Source organism: Jannaschia sp. 2305UL9-9 (assembly GCF_041403465.1).
Lineage (GTDB): Bacteria > Pseudomonadota > Alphaproteobacteria > Rhodobacterales > Rhodobacteraceae > Jannaschia.
Genome location: NZ_JBGEHM010000002.1, coordinates 228031 through 241410, shown reverse-complemented (window position 1 = coordinate 241410; position 13380 = coordinate 228031). Strand labels below are relative to the sequence as shown.

Here is a 13380-nt window from a genome sequence, read left to right as displayed (position 1 = left end):
ACAATCCGGGGCGATCACGCCCCGGCCTCCTCGGGCTCGGCGTCCTCGGCATCCTCGTCCGAGGTGCCGACAACGTCTTCGGGCGTCACCCAACCCAGCATCACCCGGGCGGTCATGATCATGTCCTGCGCTTCCTCGAGCGAGACATCGAATTTTTCCAGCAGGCCGTCATCCTTGATCCGCTCGCCGCCGTCGGTCGTCCAGCCACCGGCCAGTTCCCAATCCGCGCAGGTCGCGAAATCTTCGAGGGTCTTGACGCCGTCGGCGGTAAGCGCCTCGAGCATCTGGGGTGTCAGCCCCTCGAAGTTGGCGAGGTCATCCTGCAAGCCTGCCTCGCGGGCGGCCTCCATCGACTTCTTGTTCTGCGCTTCGAGGTAGTCGCGGGCACGGGCCTGCAGTTCCTCGGCGGTGCTTTCGTCGACGCCGTCGATCACCAGAAGCTCGTCGACCTCGACGTAGGCGACTTCTTCGAGATTGGTGAAACCTTCGGAGACGAGAAGCTGGGCAAAGAACTCATCCAGATCCAGCGCCTCCATGAACAGCTTGGTGCGCACCTCGAACTCGGCCTGACGACGCTTCGATTCCTCTTCCTCGGTCAGGATGTCGATATCCAGACCGGTCAGCTGGGATGCGAGGCGCACGTTCTGACCGCGACGGCCGATGGCCAGCGACAACTGCTCCTCGGGCACGACGACCTCGATGCGCTCGGCTTCCTCGTCCAGAACGACCTTGCTGACCTCGGCGGGCTGCAACGCGTTCACGAGGAACGTCGGCGCGTCCTCGTTCCATGGGATGATGTCGATCTTCTCGCCCTGCAATTCGTTGACGACGGCCTGAACGCGGCTGCCGCGCATGCCGACGCAGGCGCCGACGGGGTCGATGCTGTTGTCATAGGAGATGACGGCGATCTTGGCGCGGCTTCCGGGGTCACGGGCGACGGCCTTGATCTCGATGACGCCGTCGTAGATCTCGGGCACTTCCATCTTGAACAGCTCGGCCATGAACTCGGGCGCCGTGCGCGACAGGAAGATCTGCGGACCACGAACTTCGCGGCGCACGTCCTTGATGTAGACGCGGATACGGTCGTTCGGGCGATAGGATTCGCGGCCGATCTTCTCGTTGCGGCGCAGAACGGCCTCACCGGCGCCGATGTCGACGATGATGTTGCCATATTCCTCGCGCTTGACGAGACCGTTGATGATCGTGCCTGCGCGGTCCTTGAATTCCTCGTACTGACGATCCCGCTCGGCTTCGCGGACCTTTTGCAGGATGACCTGCTTGGCCGACTGGGCGGCGATCCGGCCCATGTCGACGGCGGGAACCTGTTCGACGAAGGTGTCACCCACCTTGGGGTCGTCCATGTAGGGTTTCGCCGTCTCGACGGTGAATTCCGCCTTTTCGTTCTCCAGCAGATCGTCCTCAACGACCGTGCGGACACGGGTAAAGGTCGCATGACCGGTCCTGCGGTCGATCGACACGCGGATATCCATCTCGGAGCCGTAGCGCGACTTGGCGGCCCGGGCGAGGGATTCCTCCATCGCCTCGATCACCAGACCGGGGTCGATCATCTTTTCGCGGGCTACCGCGTCGGCGATCTGCAACAGCTCCAGCTGGTTTGCGGATGTGATGGCCATATCAGTCTTCCTCACCGTCCATGAGTGTCTCTACTTCGTCGAATTGGGTCTCATCGATCTGACCCTTGTCCTTGCGCGATTTCAGCACTTCGCGGATCAACCCGTCCGTGAGGATCAGCTTGGCATCGCTCAGCCACTCGAACTTCAGCCCGATGGTCGGCGTTTCCTTGCCCTGCTCGATCTCGATCAGGATCTCGTCGCCCTCGGTGCCGCGCAGCCACCCCTTGAAGCGGCGCTGTCCGTCGATCAGCTCGGTCGTCTCGACCCGCGCCTCGTAGCCGTCCCAGACGTCGAAATCCTTGAGGCGGGTCAGGGGGCGGTCGATGCCGGGGCTGCTGACTTCCAGCGTGTATTCCTCGACGATCGGGTCCTCGACATCCAGCGTCGCGGACAGCGCCGTCGAAATCTCGGCCAGGGCATCGACCTCGATCCCGCCCTCGGGCAGGTCGGCCATGATCTGAAGGTTGGCATTCTTGCCGGTCATCAGACGCAGGCGCACGAGTTCATAGCCCATGTCCTCGATGACGGGGCTGACGATCTCGGCCAGGCGCTTGTCCATGGCGGTCTTTGCGATCAGGTCGGACATGACTTTCCTTGAACTGGACGCGGACACAAAAAAACGGGCCCGCGGCCCGTTAAACTTTCCGGTGGGGCCGCTCGGCCGCCGCTGTTGAAGGGGCACATAGGCCAGTTTGCCGTCAGATGCAAGCGTGGCGTTCGGCCATCGCCGATGCATGGGGCCGATGGCAAGCGCGCCCGGTGCCGTATAGGAACAAAAATGGCCACCGGGGCATTCCCGGGTGTCCCTTGCCGGAAAGACGAAGAAACCATGCGTCGATACGCCTGCCCGACCTGCAACGCGCAGGTTCACTTCAACAATACCGCCTGCGTCGTCTGCGATGCGGTCCTCGGCTATGTCCCGCTGGCGGATAGGATCATCCGTATCGACGATCCGGCGGCGGGCGCACCGGTTGCGCAGACCTGCGCGAACCGGGGGCGGATCGGCTGCAACTGGCTGTGCGAGCCGGATGCACCCGGCAACCTGTGTCTGAGTTGTCAGCATACGACGCGAATCCCCGACATCACCGATCAGACACGCCTGTTGCGGTGGGGCCGGTTGGAACGGGCGAAGCGGCGGCTGTTCTATTCCCTCATCAAGTTCGACCTGCCGCTGGATACGGACGGCGCCCGCGACGACGGTTTCCTGCATTTTCAGCTGCTCGGGGATGAGACCCTGCCGAACGGACAGGCCCGCCGGGTCATGACGGGGCACGCCAACGGGCGCGTAACCATCAACATCGATGAGGCCGACGACGCCATCCGCGAACGCAACCGCACGGCCCTGGGCGAGCCGTACCGCACCCTGATTGGCCATTTCCGCCACGAGGTCGCGCATTACTACTGGGACAAGATGGTGCTTGATACCGAGGCGCTGGCGGCCTGTCGCGCCTGTTTCGGCGATGACACGCAGGACTACGGCGAAGCGCTGCGCCGTCACTACGCCAAGGGCCCCACGCGCGACTGGCAAAACACCTACGTCAGCGAATACGCCAGCGCCCACCCGTGGGAGGATTTCGCCGAGACATGGGCGCATTACTTCCACATGGTCAGCGGGCTGGAGACGGCCTTTGCCTATGGCATCAACCCCCGCCCGATGGACCCGACCGCGCCTGCGCAGGTGCAGCTGGAGGATCCTTATCACCAGACGGACGTTCAGGAACTGATCGACCACTGGGTGCCGCTGACGGTTGCGATGAACGCGATGAACCGGTCGATGGGCAACCGCGATTTCTATCCTTTCGTGCTGTCGCAGCCGGTGCTGGACAAATTGACCTTCGTGCACGACCTGATCGGCGGGCGCTGGGCCCCGGCCTGACGGCGGGTTGGCGGCCCGCACCGACGTGCGTCGCACGGGTTGCACGCGACAGCCGGACGGGCCACCCTCCGTGCAACAGTCAGGAGGGTCCCCCATGCGCACCAAAGCCGCCGTCGCCTTGCAGGCCGGCAAGCCACTCGAAGTGATGGAGGTCAATCTCGATGGCCCCCGTGCCGGCGAAGTTCTGGTCGAGATGAAGGCCACGGGCATCTGCCATACCGACGAGTTCACCCGCTCGGGCGCGGACCCGGAAGGGGCGTTTCCCGCGATCCTCGGGCACGAGGGTGCCGGCGTCGTGGTCGAGGTCGGTCCCGGCGTGACATCGCTGAAACCCGGCGATCACGTCATCCCGCTCTACACGCCCGAATGTCGGGAATGCGAATACTGCCTGAACCCGAAGACGAACCTGTGTCAGTCGATCCGCAGCACCCAGGGCGCCGGTGTGATGCCTGACGGAACCTCGCGGTTCTCGACGCTCGATGGGGATCCGATCCTGCACTACATGGGGTGCTCGACCTTCGCCAATCACACGGTCTTGCCCGAAATCGCCCTCGCGAAGGTCCGCGAGGACGCGCCATTCGACAAGATCTGCTACATCGGTTGCGGCGTGACGACGGGCATCGGCGCCGTCATCAATACGGCCAAGGTCGAGATCGGCAGCCGCGCCATCGTCTTCGGCCTTGGTGGGATCGGTCTGAACGTCATTCAGGGGCTGCGGCTTGCCGGTGCCGATCAGATCGTCGGCGTCGACCTGAACCCCGACAAGATCGAAATGGCCACGCGCTTCGGCATGACCGATTTCGTGAACCCGTCCGAGTTCGAAGGCGACCTCGTTCCCTATCTGGTCAACCTGACGAAGGGCGGCGCGGATTACACCTTCGATGCCACGGGCAATACGACCGTGATGCGTCAGGCGCTGGAATCGGCGCACAAGGGGTGGGGCGAATCCGTCATCATCGGTGTTGCCCCGGCGGGTGCAGAAATCTCCACCCGGCCCTTTCAGCTGGTCACCGGGCGTGTCTGGCGCGGGACGGCGTTCGGCGGTGCGCGTGGCCGGACGGATGTGCCGAAGATCGTCGATTGGTACATGGACGGCAAGATCGAGATCGATCCGATGATCACGCATACGATGCCCCTGTCGGACATCAACAAGGGCTTCGACCTGATGCATGCGGGCAAGAGCATTCGGAGCGTCGTCCTCTATTGACCCCCAGCCTGCGTTTCGAAGAGGTCGCGCCCGGCGCGGCCGATGATGCCATCTGGGACATGCTCGCGCCGGTATTCCGCGCGGGCGACACCTATGCCGTCGACAGCGGCATAGATCGCGCCGGGGCGCTGGCCTACTGGTTTGCCGAACGCTGCTGGATCGTTCATCTGGACGATGTCCCCGTCGGGACGTTCTACATCCGCGAGAACCAGAAGGGCGGGGGTGCCCGCCTGTGCAACTGTGGTTTCGTCACGGCGCCCGCCGCGCGCGGGCGCGGCGTTGCGCGCGCGATGCTGGCCCATGCGCTGTCCGAGGCGAAGGCGCTCGGGTTCCATGGTATGGTGTTCAACTTCGTCGTGGCCAACAACACCCGCGCCATCGACACATGGACGCGGGCCGGTTTTTCCATCGTCGGCCGGATTCCCGAGGCATTCGACCATCCCGTCGATGGCCCTGTCGATGCCCTGATCCTGTATCGCGCCTTGTGATCGCGTGTCCCCCGGCCTTATGCGTGGGGGGCACGCGAACCCGTTTCAGGAAGCCACCGAATGCCCCAACGCGACCGTCCCCTGCTGGCCGTCCTGATCGACGCCGACAACATTCCGGCCAAGTACGCCGAGGCCATCATCAAGGAGATCACGGGCCTGGGCGAACCCGCCCTGCGCCGGGTCTATGGCGACTGGTCCGGCGGGCATCTTCGCGGCTGGGCCGACAAGGTGCTGCAACTGGGTCTGGTGGCGCACCAGGAAACCGCCAACACCAAGGGCAAGAATGCATCGGACATCGGCCTCGTGATCGACGCGATGGACATCCTGCATTCGGGCCGGTTCGACGCCTTCGTCCTCGTCTCCTCGGACAGCGATTTCACGCGCCTCGCCTCCCGCATCCGCGAGGAGGGGCTGGAGGTGTTCGGCATCGGCGAGAGCAAGGCCCCCGAAAGCCTGCGCAAGGTCGTCAACCGCTTCATCACCATCGAGAACCTGATGGACGAACCCGCGACGCAGGCCTCCGGGACGCGTCCGGGCAAGAAACAGCCACAGGATGCCCTGCCTCTGATCCTGCGCGCCATGGAGCGTATGGATCAGGACGATGACTGGTATGCGCTGGGCGCGCTGGGCAGTCAGATCGTGGCCGAAGTCACCGATTTCGACACGCGAACCTATGGCAAGCGCAAGCTGAGCGACCTTGTCGCCGACATCAAGCGTCTGGAGACGCGGATGGAAGGGACGCAAATGATGGTCCGGCGCATCGACTGAGAAGGCTGCCCCCGGACCGCGCCATCAGTCCCCCAGACTGGCGAAGCGCACGCGCATCTCGCGCAGAACGGGAATCGCGGCGCGGACACGATCCGTGCCGAGGTCGCGCACCGCGCTGCCCATGATCGGACGAATTGCACTGAGCGCGGCATCGCGCGATCGCGTGCCCGCCCCGGAAATCGAAACCCGTTTGCGCCGCGCATCGTCCCAATCCGGGCGGACGTGGATATGCCCCGCCCACTCCAGCTTGTTCAGGGTGTTCGTCATCGCCCCACGGGTCACGTGGAAGATGCGGGCCAGTTCCGCCGGTGTCCGTTCGTCCTGATGTTCGGCCAGATAGTTCAGCACGATAAAATGCGACAGTTCCATCCCCTTGGGCAGGGCGCGGGACAGGCGTGCGCGGATCAGCTGATCCGCGGTCAGGATCTCGCTGAACAGGGCCACGGCCAGCTTGTCGGCTTCTTCCCCGCTCATGGCCCGGACCAGGCAGGTTCGGCGGACCATGCCGGAATGCGGGCACGGGCGCGGGCGCTTTCGTCCGGGTCGATGTCGACGACATAGGCCCCCGGTTCATGCCCCGCATCCAGCAGGATTTCGCCCCAGGGGGCGACGACCATGGAATGGCCATGGGTCTGCAGCGTCCGGTCCGCCGTGACGGCATGCGTCCCCGTCTGGCCGGGGGCCAGCACGAAACAGCCGGTCTCGATGGCGCGGGCCCGCAACAGAACCTCCCAATGGGCGGCGCCCGTCGTGGCCGTGAACGCAGCCGGGATGGTCAGGAAAGTCGCCCCCGCCTGCGCGAGCCTGCGGTAGAGCGTCGGAAAGCGAAGGTCATAGCAGATGCTCATGCCGACCTTGCCCCAGGGCGTATCAGCCAAGGAGGCCCGCGATCCGGGGCGGTAGCCGTTGGATTCGCGAAAAGTCTCCGCCTCGCTGACGTTCACGTCGAACATGTGGATCTTGTCGTATCGCGCGACAATCCCGCCGTTCGGGTCGATCAGGATGGACCTGTTCGCGAAACGCCCCTGCGGATCGGCCGTGCGCAGGGCGATACTGCCGATCAGGACCCAGACGCCATGGTCGCGCGCCGCCGTGCGCATCGCCAGCAGGGTCGGATCCTGCGCCTCGGGGCGCAGGACGCCGCGCTGATATTGCCTGTCGAACGACAGGCAATTCGTGACCTCGGGTGTCAGGATGAAATCCGCCCCCTGATCGACGGCCTCGGCCAGCAGGCCGCGCGTCGTTTCCAGATTGACGAGCGGATCCGTCCCGACATTCAGTTGGAGCAGGCCGACCCGCATCTAGGCGCGCAGCAGGGCGTCGAGCTTGCCTGCCCGGTCGAGGGCAAAGAGGTCGTCGCACCCGCCGACATGGGTGTCGCCGACGAAGATCTGTGGCGTGGTGCGGCGTCCGTTTGCGCGTTGCATCATCTCGGCGCGCTTTCCGGGCTGACGGGCGGTATCGATCTCGGTGATCTGGGCGCCCTTCTCGGTCAGCAGGCGGATCGCGGCAGTACAGAACCCGCAAAGCGGCTGTGTATAGATTTCGACGGGTTTCATGATGGTCCTCGCATGGCTCCGCCTGTCATATATCCCGCTAGGGGTCTTTCGCAACGCGCGCGAGCATCAGGACCGTGATCCGGGGGGTTCCCCCACGTCGCAGGACCTCGGCACAGGCCGTCAGGGTCGCGCCCGAGGTCATGACGTCGTCGACCAGCGCAACATGCCGTCCCGCAAGGTCAGGCTGCATCCGCCCGATGGCCCCTTCGAGGTTGGCGAACCGATCGGCCGTGCCCTTGCGATCCTGACTGGGGGTCTGGCGCAGGCGGGTCAGGCCCTCGGGGGCGAAGGTGCCACCGGTCAGGCGCGCCAGTGCCGCGCAGATCAGGGCCGACTGGTTGTAGCGGCGTTTGAGAAGGCGCCATCGGTGGATCGGAACGGGGACGAAGACGGTCTCGGGCCCGATCAGGGTCCGCGACCGGCGCAGGATCCAGCGCGCCGCGGCCTCGGCCAGTTCGGTCCGGTCGCCATGTTTCAGTGCAAGGACCATGCGCCGCCCACCGCCCGCATAGGATAGCGCCGCGCGCCCCTCGTCCCACGGGCGCGGCGTTCTGAGACAATCGTCGCAGCGGTCCGCCGATCCATCCGACGCGCCCGGCAGGGACGCGCCGCACATGTCGCAGGCAGCGCCCGTGACGAAGGGCGTCTCGGCCCAGCAGGCCGGGCACAGCGCATTTTCGTCCTCGACCCGTTCGTCGCACAGGACACAGGTTTGCGGATACAGCGCATCCCGCATCATCAGCAGGGTGCCACGTCCTGCCCTTTGCAATTTCGGGTTCATCCCCTAAATGCCCCTTCGATGTCCCAACCAACCCTCACAGACCGCGCGGCCCTGTCCGCCCATCGTGCCCGCGCGGACGGCAGCGCATGGTTCCTGCACGAGGAAGCGCTGGATGAGATGCAGGAGAGGCTGAAAGACGTTAACAGAACGTTTACCGCGCCTGCGATCGTGACGGGGCAGCCGGATCTGTGGCGGGGTTTGCTGCCATCTGCGAAAGTCGTTCCGGACACGCCGACGCTGGATCTGGACGTGGGACAACATGACCTTGTCATTCATGCGATGGCCCTGCATTGGGCCGACGATCCGGTCGGACAGCTGATCCAGTGCCGCCGCGCGCTGCGCCCCGATGGCCTGTTTCTCGGCGTGACCCTTGGGGGTGAGACCCTGTCCGAGCTGCGCGCGGCACTGGCCGAAGCAGAGGCGCAGGTTGCCGGGGGGCTGTCCCCGCGCGTGGCCCCCATGGGCGAGGTGCGTGATCTGGGCGGTCTTCTGCAACGTGCGGGACTGGCCCTGCCGGTGGCCGACATCCTGCCGCTTCGCATCAGATACGCCCACATGTACCGCCTGATGGCGGACCTGCGCGCCATGGGCGAGACCAACGCGCTTGCCATGCGGCACAGAAAACCATCGTCGCGTGAACTGTTTTCGCGTGCCGCCCGTATATACCAGGATGCCTTCGCCGACGGCGACGGGATCCGCGCGACATTCGAGATGATCTTCCTGACGGGCTGGGCCCCGTCCGACGATCAGCCAAAGCCCTTGCGCCCCGGGTCGGCGCAGGCCCGGCTGGCCGACGCACTGGGGGTCAAGGAACAGGGACCAGACCGATGAACATGATGAACGCCACGCCGCTGCCGAACGCCCCCGCCGATCACCCCAAGGTGCGGATGGGCAAGGTCGGCGTTCTGCTGGCCAACCTCGGCACGCCGGACGGATATGACTACCGCTCCATGCGCCGCTATCTGAACGAATTCCTGTCGGACCGCCGTGTCATCGATTACTCCCCATGGCTCTGGCAGCCGCTGTTGCAGGGCATCATCCTGACAAAGCGGCCGTTCTCGTCGGGCGCTGCCTACAAATCCATCTGGAACGAGGCGCAGGGCGAATCGCCGCTGGCCACGATCACCAAGGCACAGACCGCCAAGATGGCCGAACGGATGCGCGCGGTCTTCGGCGAGAACGTCGTGGTCGATTACTGCATGCGCTACGGCAACCCGTCGACGCAGTCGAAGGTCGAACAGATGCAGGCGGCCGGTTGCACCCGGATCGTGTTCTTCCCGCTTTATCCCCAATACGCGGGTGCCACGACGGCCACCGCCAATGATCAGTTCTTTCGCACGCTGATGAAGATGAAGTGGCAGCCGTCGGTCCGCACGGTGCCCGCCTATTTCGACGATCCGCGCTATATCGAGGCGCTGGCCCAGTCCGTCGAGCGGGCCTATGCCGCCGCCGAGGTGAAGCCGGAGATCCTGTGCTGCTCCTACCACGGGGTGCCCAAGCGCTATCTGATGGAGGGCGATCCCTACCATTGTCAGTGCCAGAAGACGACGCGCCTGCTGCGCGAGCGTCTGGGTTGGGACGAGAGCCAGATCAAGACGACCTTCCAGTCGAAGTTCGGCCCCGAGGAGTGGTTGAAACCCTATACGGTCGAGGAGGTCGCGCGTCTGGCCGAGGAAGACGGCAAGAAGAACATCGCCGTCATCGCGCCCGCCTTTTCCGCCGACTGCATCGAGACGCTGGAAGAGATCAACGAAGAGATCAAGGAAAGCTTCGAAGAGGCGGGCGGAGAGCATTTCCTCTACATCCCGTGCCTCAACGACGACGACGCGCATATGGATGCCCTGTCGCAGATCGTGATCGAGAACCTCGCCGGGTGGATCGTGCCGCAGCATCAGCGCGCCGCTGCCGAATGACGATCCGGGGTCGGGTCTGGCCCCGGTACCGGCAGGATGCCACGAAAAAAGGCGGGACGCCTCGGTGAGTGAGCCGGCCCCGCCTTCAGGTGGTGTGCACAGTTTCTTCTAGATCATCTTACGTCTGAAAACTCAGCTTACGGGGCGCCCGGCATAGGTGCGGGTGCCGACGCGGACTTCTACGAGGCCATTCTTGAGCATTTGGACAAAGGTCCCCTGAATCGACAGGTGGTTCCCGATCGTAACAGTCCTAAGCATCCAGTATCCTCCGACTGGGTGTGAGTGTAATATAAAGGTAGGATGACACTTAGGCATTGCCTAGTCAAAACCGCATCAATTTCGTGCGATTTCAGAACTTTGTTTCTTCCTTACAACCAATCCCGCAATATAGGGACCAAAGGAATGTCGGCCGCTGGCATCGGATAATTCTTCAAATCCAGTGGTTTGACCCATTTCAGGCGTTGGTTTTCGCGGCCCGTGACCTGTCCGTTCCATTTTCTGCACGCAAAGAGCGGCATGAGAAGATGGAACGTATCATAGGCATGTGATGCAAAAGTAAGCGGGGCAAGGCAGGACGCCCAGGTGTCGATGCCCAATTCCTCGTGCAATTCGCGAATTAACGCGGCTTCCGGCGTCTCTCCGTCCTCGACCTTGCCGCCCGGAAACTCCCAAAGGCCGGCCATCGACTTGCCCTCGGGCCTTTGCGCCAGAAGGACGCGTCCCTCCGGATCGATCAGCGCGACCGCCGACACAAGGACGATTCGGGTCATCGGGCGCGCGTCACGATCGGTAGTCCGCATTGATCTCGATGTAGCGGTAGGTCATGTCGCAGGTCCACATCCTGTCCGATGCAGTGCCAAGGCCCAGGTCGACGCCCAGGGTGATCCGGTCCCGCGTCATGTAGGCGGCGCCCGCCTCCTCGGCGTAGGTTTCCGCGACGGCCCCGTTTTCGGCCACCAGAATATCCCCGAACGTGATCCGCAGCTTGTCGCGATCTGCCCGCGCCCCCGATTTTCCGACGGCCATGACGACGCGGCCCCAATTCGGGTCCTCGCCCGCGATGGCGGTCTTGACGAGGGGGCTGTTGGCGATGGCCGAGGCGACGCGCCGCGCATCCAGCGCATTGGCGGCCCCGGTGACGGAGACCTCGACGAGCTTGGTCGCACCTTCGCCGTCCATGACGATCTGCAGGGCAAGGTCGTGCAGGATGGCGCCCAGGGCCTCCTTGAAGGCCTTGCCCGCGACGGTGCGCGCGCTGGTGATTTCCGGATGGTCCGCCTTGCCCGTCGCCGCAACCACGAGGCTGTCGGAGGTCGAAGTGTCGCTGTCCACCGTGATGGCGTTGAACGTCGTCTTCGTCAGGTCGGACAGCATGGCCTGCAAGGCGCGGTCGGTGATCTTCGCGTCGGTAAAGACGTAGGACAGCATCGTGGCCATGTCGGGCGCGATCATCCCCGATCCCTTGGCGATGCCCGCGATCGTGACCGTCGTGCCGTCGAGGTCGACGGTCGTGGTCGCGCCCTTGGGGAAGGTATCCGTCGTCATGATCGCACGGGCCGCATCCTTCATCCCGTCGGGCGAAAGCCCTTGGGACAGGCCGTCCAATGCCGTCACGATCCGGTCGTGCGGCAACGGTTGCCCGATGACGCCCGTCGACGACGTCAGAACGCGCGAGGGTGGCAGGCCCAAAGCCTGGCTGACCCCGTGACAGATCGCATCGACCGATGCGACACCTGCGGCCCCGGTAAAGGCGTTTGAATTGCCCGAATTGACCAGCAGGGCCCAACCGCCGCTTGCGCGCGGGGCCTTGAGTTTCTCCTGACAATCCAGAACCGAGGCAGACCGCGTGCCCGACCGGGTGAACACCCCGGCGACCGCGGTGCCGGGGGCCAGATCCACCAGCATCAGGTCGGTGCGACCCTTGTATTTCACGCCCGCCTGAGCGGTCGCAAAGCGCACGCCATCGATGGCAGGCAGGTCCGGAAAGGCGGGCGCCAGAGGCGAGACGAGCGGGCCCTTCGGGCCGGCCAACTGTGCCTCCAGCTCCGCGATGCGGGCCTTGAGGTGTTTCTTCTTCACCCCGGTGTCCCGCGATTTCTTCGCGGCGGACGTATCGTCCTTGGCCTTCTTGCCGGCTTTCTTCGCCTTTCCGTCCTTTGCCATTGCCTACTCCGTCAACAGGTCGGTGTTGCGGATCAGCGCGGGATCGGGGGCGATGTCGGATCGCTCGATCATGGCCTCTGCGGTCAGACGCTCCACCTCGGCATCGACGGCGCCTGCGCGCAGGGTCTGTTCCAGTTCGGCACGCACGGTGTCCAGCGGCGGCGCGTCCTTGGTGCGCGTCTCGTTCAGCTTGACGACATGCCAGCCGAACTGCGTCTGCACGGGCGCGCTGACGGCGCCGGTCTCAAGCTCGGTGATGGCGGTCTCGAACTCGGGCACCATCATGCCGGTGCCGAACCAGCCCAGCATCCCGCCGCCGGGGCCAGAGGGGCCTGTCGAATGTTCCTGCGCGAGGGTGGCGAAATCGGCCCCGTCCTCGAGCTGGGCAATCAGGTCGGCGGCCTCTTCCTCGGTTTCGACGAGGATATGGCTGGCGTTCCACTCCGTCTCCGGCTCGGCGGAACCGTAGGTCTCCGCATAGGCGGCCTGCAGGTCTTCGTCGGCGATGTCCTGCCCGGCGGCGCGGTCGATGATGCGCCCGGCGAGGAAGGCGCGCTGCTCGTTCTCCAGCCCGATCTCATCGGCGCGGGCCATGTCGGCACGGGCGGCATCGGCCAGGACCTGCTGCTGGATCAACTGTTCCAGCATTCCGTCATACAGCACCTCGTCGGGCAGTTGCTGATACTGCTCGGGCAGGCGATCGCGCATCGCAACCATGTGGCCCAGCGTGATGTCGGTGCCGTTGACGGTGGCCAGCACCGTCGTCGCATCCTGCGCAACCGCAGGGGCAGCCAGCGCCAGCGCCAGTGCCGTACCAGTCAGAAGTCGTTTCATCAGGTCGTTCCTTTCCGGCAGAACCTGCCGATCATATCCTTGCGTCCCCCGGGGGGCGTTCGTTGACACCCATAGGGGCGGGTCTTAAGTGCGCTAGAGGCAATTTTTTACCGCGCCCGCACTTGGCCGCCACCCGTCTTTCCCGAACTGATATGGG

16 protein-coding genes are annotated in these 13380 nt (G+C 64.6%); 6 read left to right on the top strand and 10 right to left on the bottom strand.

Annotated features, from left to right (window positions below; all coding sequences use genetic code 11):
- Window positions 1-14: 14 nt before the first annotated feature.
- Both nusA and rimP read right to left on the bottom strand, forming a co-directional pair.
- Window positions 15-1634, bottom strand: coding sequence for a transcription termination factor NusA (gene nusA / locus V6N07_RS08990; protein WP_371155761.1), 1620 nt, complete (start codon window positions 1632-1634; stop codon window positions 15-17).
- Window position 1635: 1 nt separating this feature from the next.
- Entirely contained in the window at window positions 1636-2220 is a 585-nt protein-coding gene (gene rimP / locus V6N07_RS08985) for a ribosome maturation factor RimP (protein ID WP_371155760.1), read from the bottom strand.
- Window positions 2221-2463: 243 nt separating this feature from the next.
- Between rimP and V6N07_RS08980 the strand changes: the two genes are divergently transcribed.
- The 4 genes from V6N07_RS08980 to V6N07_RS08965 all read left to right on the top strand — a co-directional run bounded on the left by V6N07_RS08980 (window position 2464) and on the right by V6N07_RS08965 (window position 5973).
- The gene (locus tag V6N07_RS08980) at window positions 2464-3510 is read left to right on the top strand and encodes a putative zinc-binding metallopeptidase (RefSeq protein WP_371155759.1); all 1047 of its coding nucleotides are present in this window, start codon (window positions 2464-2466) and stop codon (window positions 3508-3510) included.
- A 94-nt stretch (window positions 3511-3604) separates the two neighbouring features.
- A complete protein-coding gene (locus V6N07_RS08975) occupies window positions 3605-4717 on the top strand; it encodes an S-(hydroxymethyl)glutathione dehydrogenase/class III alcohol dehydrogenase (RefSeq protein WP_371155758.1) in 1113 nt (370 codons plus the stop codon).
- On the top strand, window positions 4714-5205 hold the full coding sequence (locus V6N07_RS08970; protein WP_371155756.1) for an N-acetyltransferase family protein: 492 nt from the start codon (window positions 4714-4716) through the stop codon (window positions 5203-5205). The genes V6N07_RS08975 and V6N07_RS08970 overlap by 4 nt, the downstream gene beginning before the upstream one ends.
- A gap of 60 nt (window positions 5206-5265) precedes the next feature.
- Window positions 5266-5973 carry an NYN domain-containing protein gene (locus tag V6N07_RS08965; RefSeq protein ID WP_371155755.1) on the top strand — a complete coding sequence of 236 codons (708 nt, stop codon included), beginning with the start codon at window positions 5266-5268 and terminating at the stop codon, window positions 5971-5973.
- Between the two features lie 24 nt (window positions 5974-5997).
- On the opposite strand, the gene V6N07_RS08960 is transcribed toward V6N07_RS08965, so the two are convergent.
- From V6N07_RS08960 to V6N07_RS08945, 4 genes are read right to left on the bottom strand one after another with little or no spacing between them, the layout of a single operon-like run.
- On the bottom strand, window positions 5998-6447 hold the full coding sequence (locus tag V6N07_RS08960; protein WP_371155753.1) for a MarR family winged helix-turn-helix transcriptional regulator: 450 nt from the start codon (window positions 6445-6447) through the stop codon (window positions 5998-6000).
- Window positions 6444-7274: a carbon-nitrogen hydrolase family protein gene (locus V6N07_RS08955; protein ID WP_371155752.1), complete on the bottom strand. Its 831-nt coding sequence runs from the start codon at window positions 7272-7274 to the stop codon at window positions 6444-6446. The genes V6N07_RS08960 and V6N07_RS08955 overlap by 4 nt, the downstream gene beginning before the upstream one ends.
- Window positions 7275-7532 carry a glutaredoxin 3 gene (gene grxC / locus V6N07_RS08950; RefSeq protein ID WP_371155750.1) on the bottom strand — a complete coding sequence of 86 codons (258 nt, stop codon included), beginning with the start codon at window positions 7530-7532 and terminating at the stop codon, window positions 7275-7277. It abuts the gene before it with no gap.
- A gap of 37 nt (window positions 7533-7569) precedes the next feature.
- Window positions 7570-8313: a double zinc ribbon domain-containing protein gene (locus tag V6N07_RS08945; RefSeq protein WP_371155748.1), complete on the bottom strand. Its 744-nt coding sequence runs from the start codon at window positions 8311-8313 to the stop codon at window positions 7570-7572.
- A gap of 18 nt (window positions 8314-8331) precedes the next feature.
- Here V6N07_RS08945 and V6N07_RS08940 point away from each other — a divergent pair, with 18 nt between their 5' ends.
- Window positions 8332-9144 (top strand): methyltransferase domain-containing protein, encoded by an 813-nt coding sequence (locus V6N07_RS08940; RefSeq protein ID WP_371155746.1) that lies wholly within the window; start codon window positions 8332-8334, stop codon window positions 9142-9144.
- Entirely contained in the window at window positions 9141-10226 is a 1086-nt protein-coding gene (gene hemH, locus V6N07_RS08935) for a ferrochelatase (protein WP_371155745.1), read from the top strand. Before V6N07_RS08940 ends, hemH begins: the two co-directional genes overlap by 4 nt.
- A 132-nt stretch (window positions 10227-10358) precedes the next feature.
- Here hemH and V6N07_RS08930 read toward each other — a convergent pair whose 3' ends face one another.
- From V6N07_RS08930 to V6N07_RS08915, 4 genes are all read right to left on the bottom strand, one after another.
- Window positions 10359-10484, bottom strand: coding sequence for a hypothetical protein (locus V6N07_RS08930; protein ID WP_371155744.1), 126 nt, complete (start codon window positions 10482-10484; stop codon window positions 10359-10361).
- 110 nt (window positions 10485-10594) lie between these two features.
- Window positions 10595-10996 (bottom strand): (deoxy)nucleoside triphosphate pyrophosphohydrolase, encoded by a 402-nt coding sequence (locus V6N07_RS08925; protein ID WP_371155743.1) that lies wholly within the window; start codon window positions 10994-10996, stop codon window positions 10595-10597.
- Window positions 10997-11006: 10 nt separating this feature from the next.
- Complete coding sequence (argJ, locus tag V6N07_RS08920; RefSeq protein WP_371155742.1) at window positions 11007-12389, bottom strand: bifunctional glutamate N-acetyltransferase/amino-acid acetyltransferase ArgJ; 1383 nt, start codon at window positions 12387-12389, stop codon at window positions 11007-11009.
- A 3-nt stretch (window positions 12390-12392) separates the two neighbouring features.
- On the bottom strand, window positions 12393-13223 hold the full coding sequence (locus V6N07_RS08915) for a peptidylprolyl isomerase (RefSeq protein ID WP_371155741.1): 831 nt from the start codon (window positions 13221-13223) through the stop codon (window positions 12393-12395).
- Between the last annotated feature and the right edge of the window lie 157 nt (window positions 13224-13380).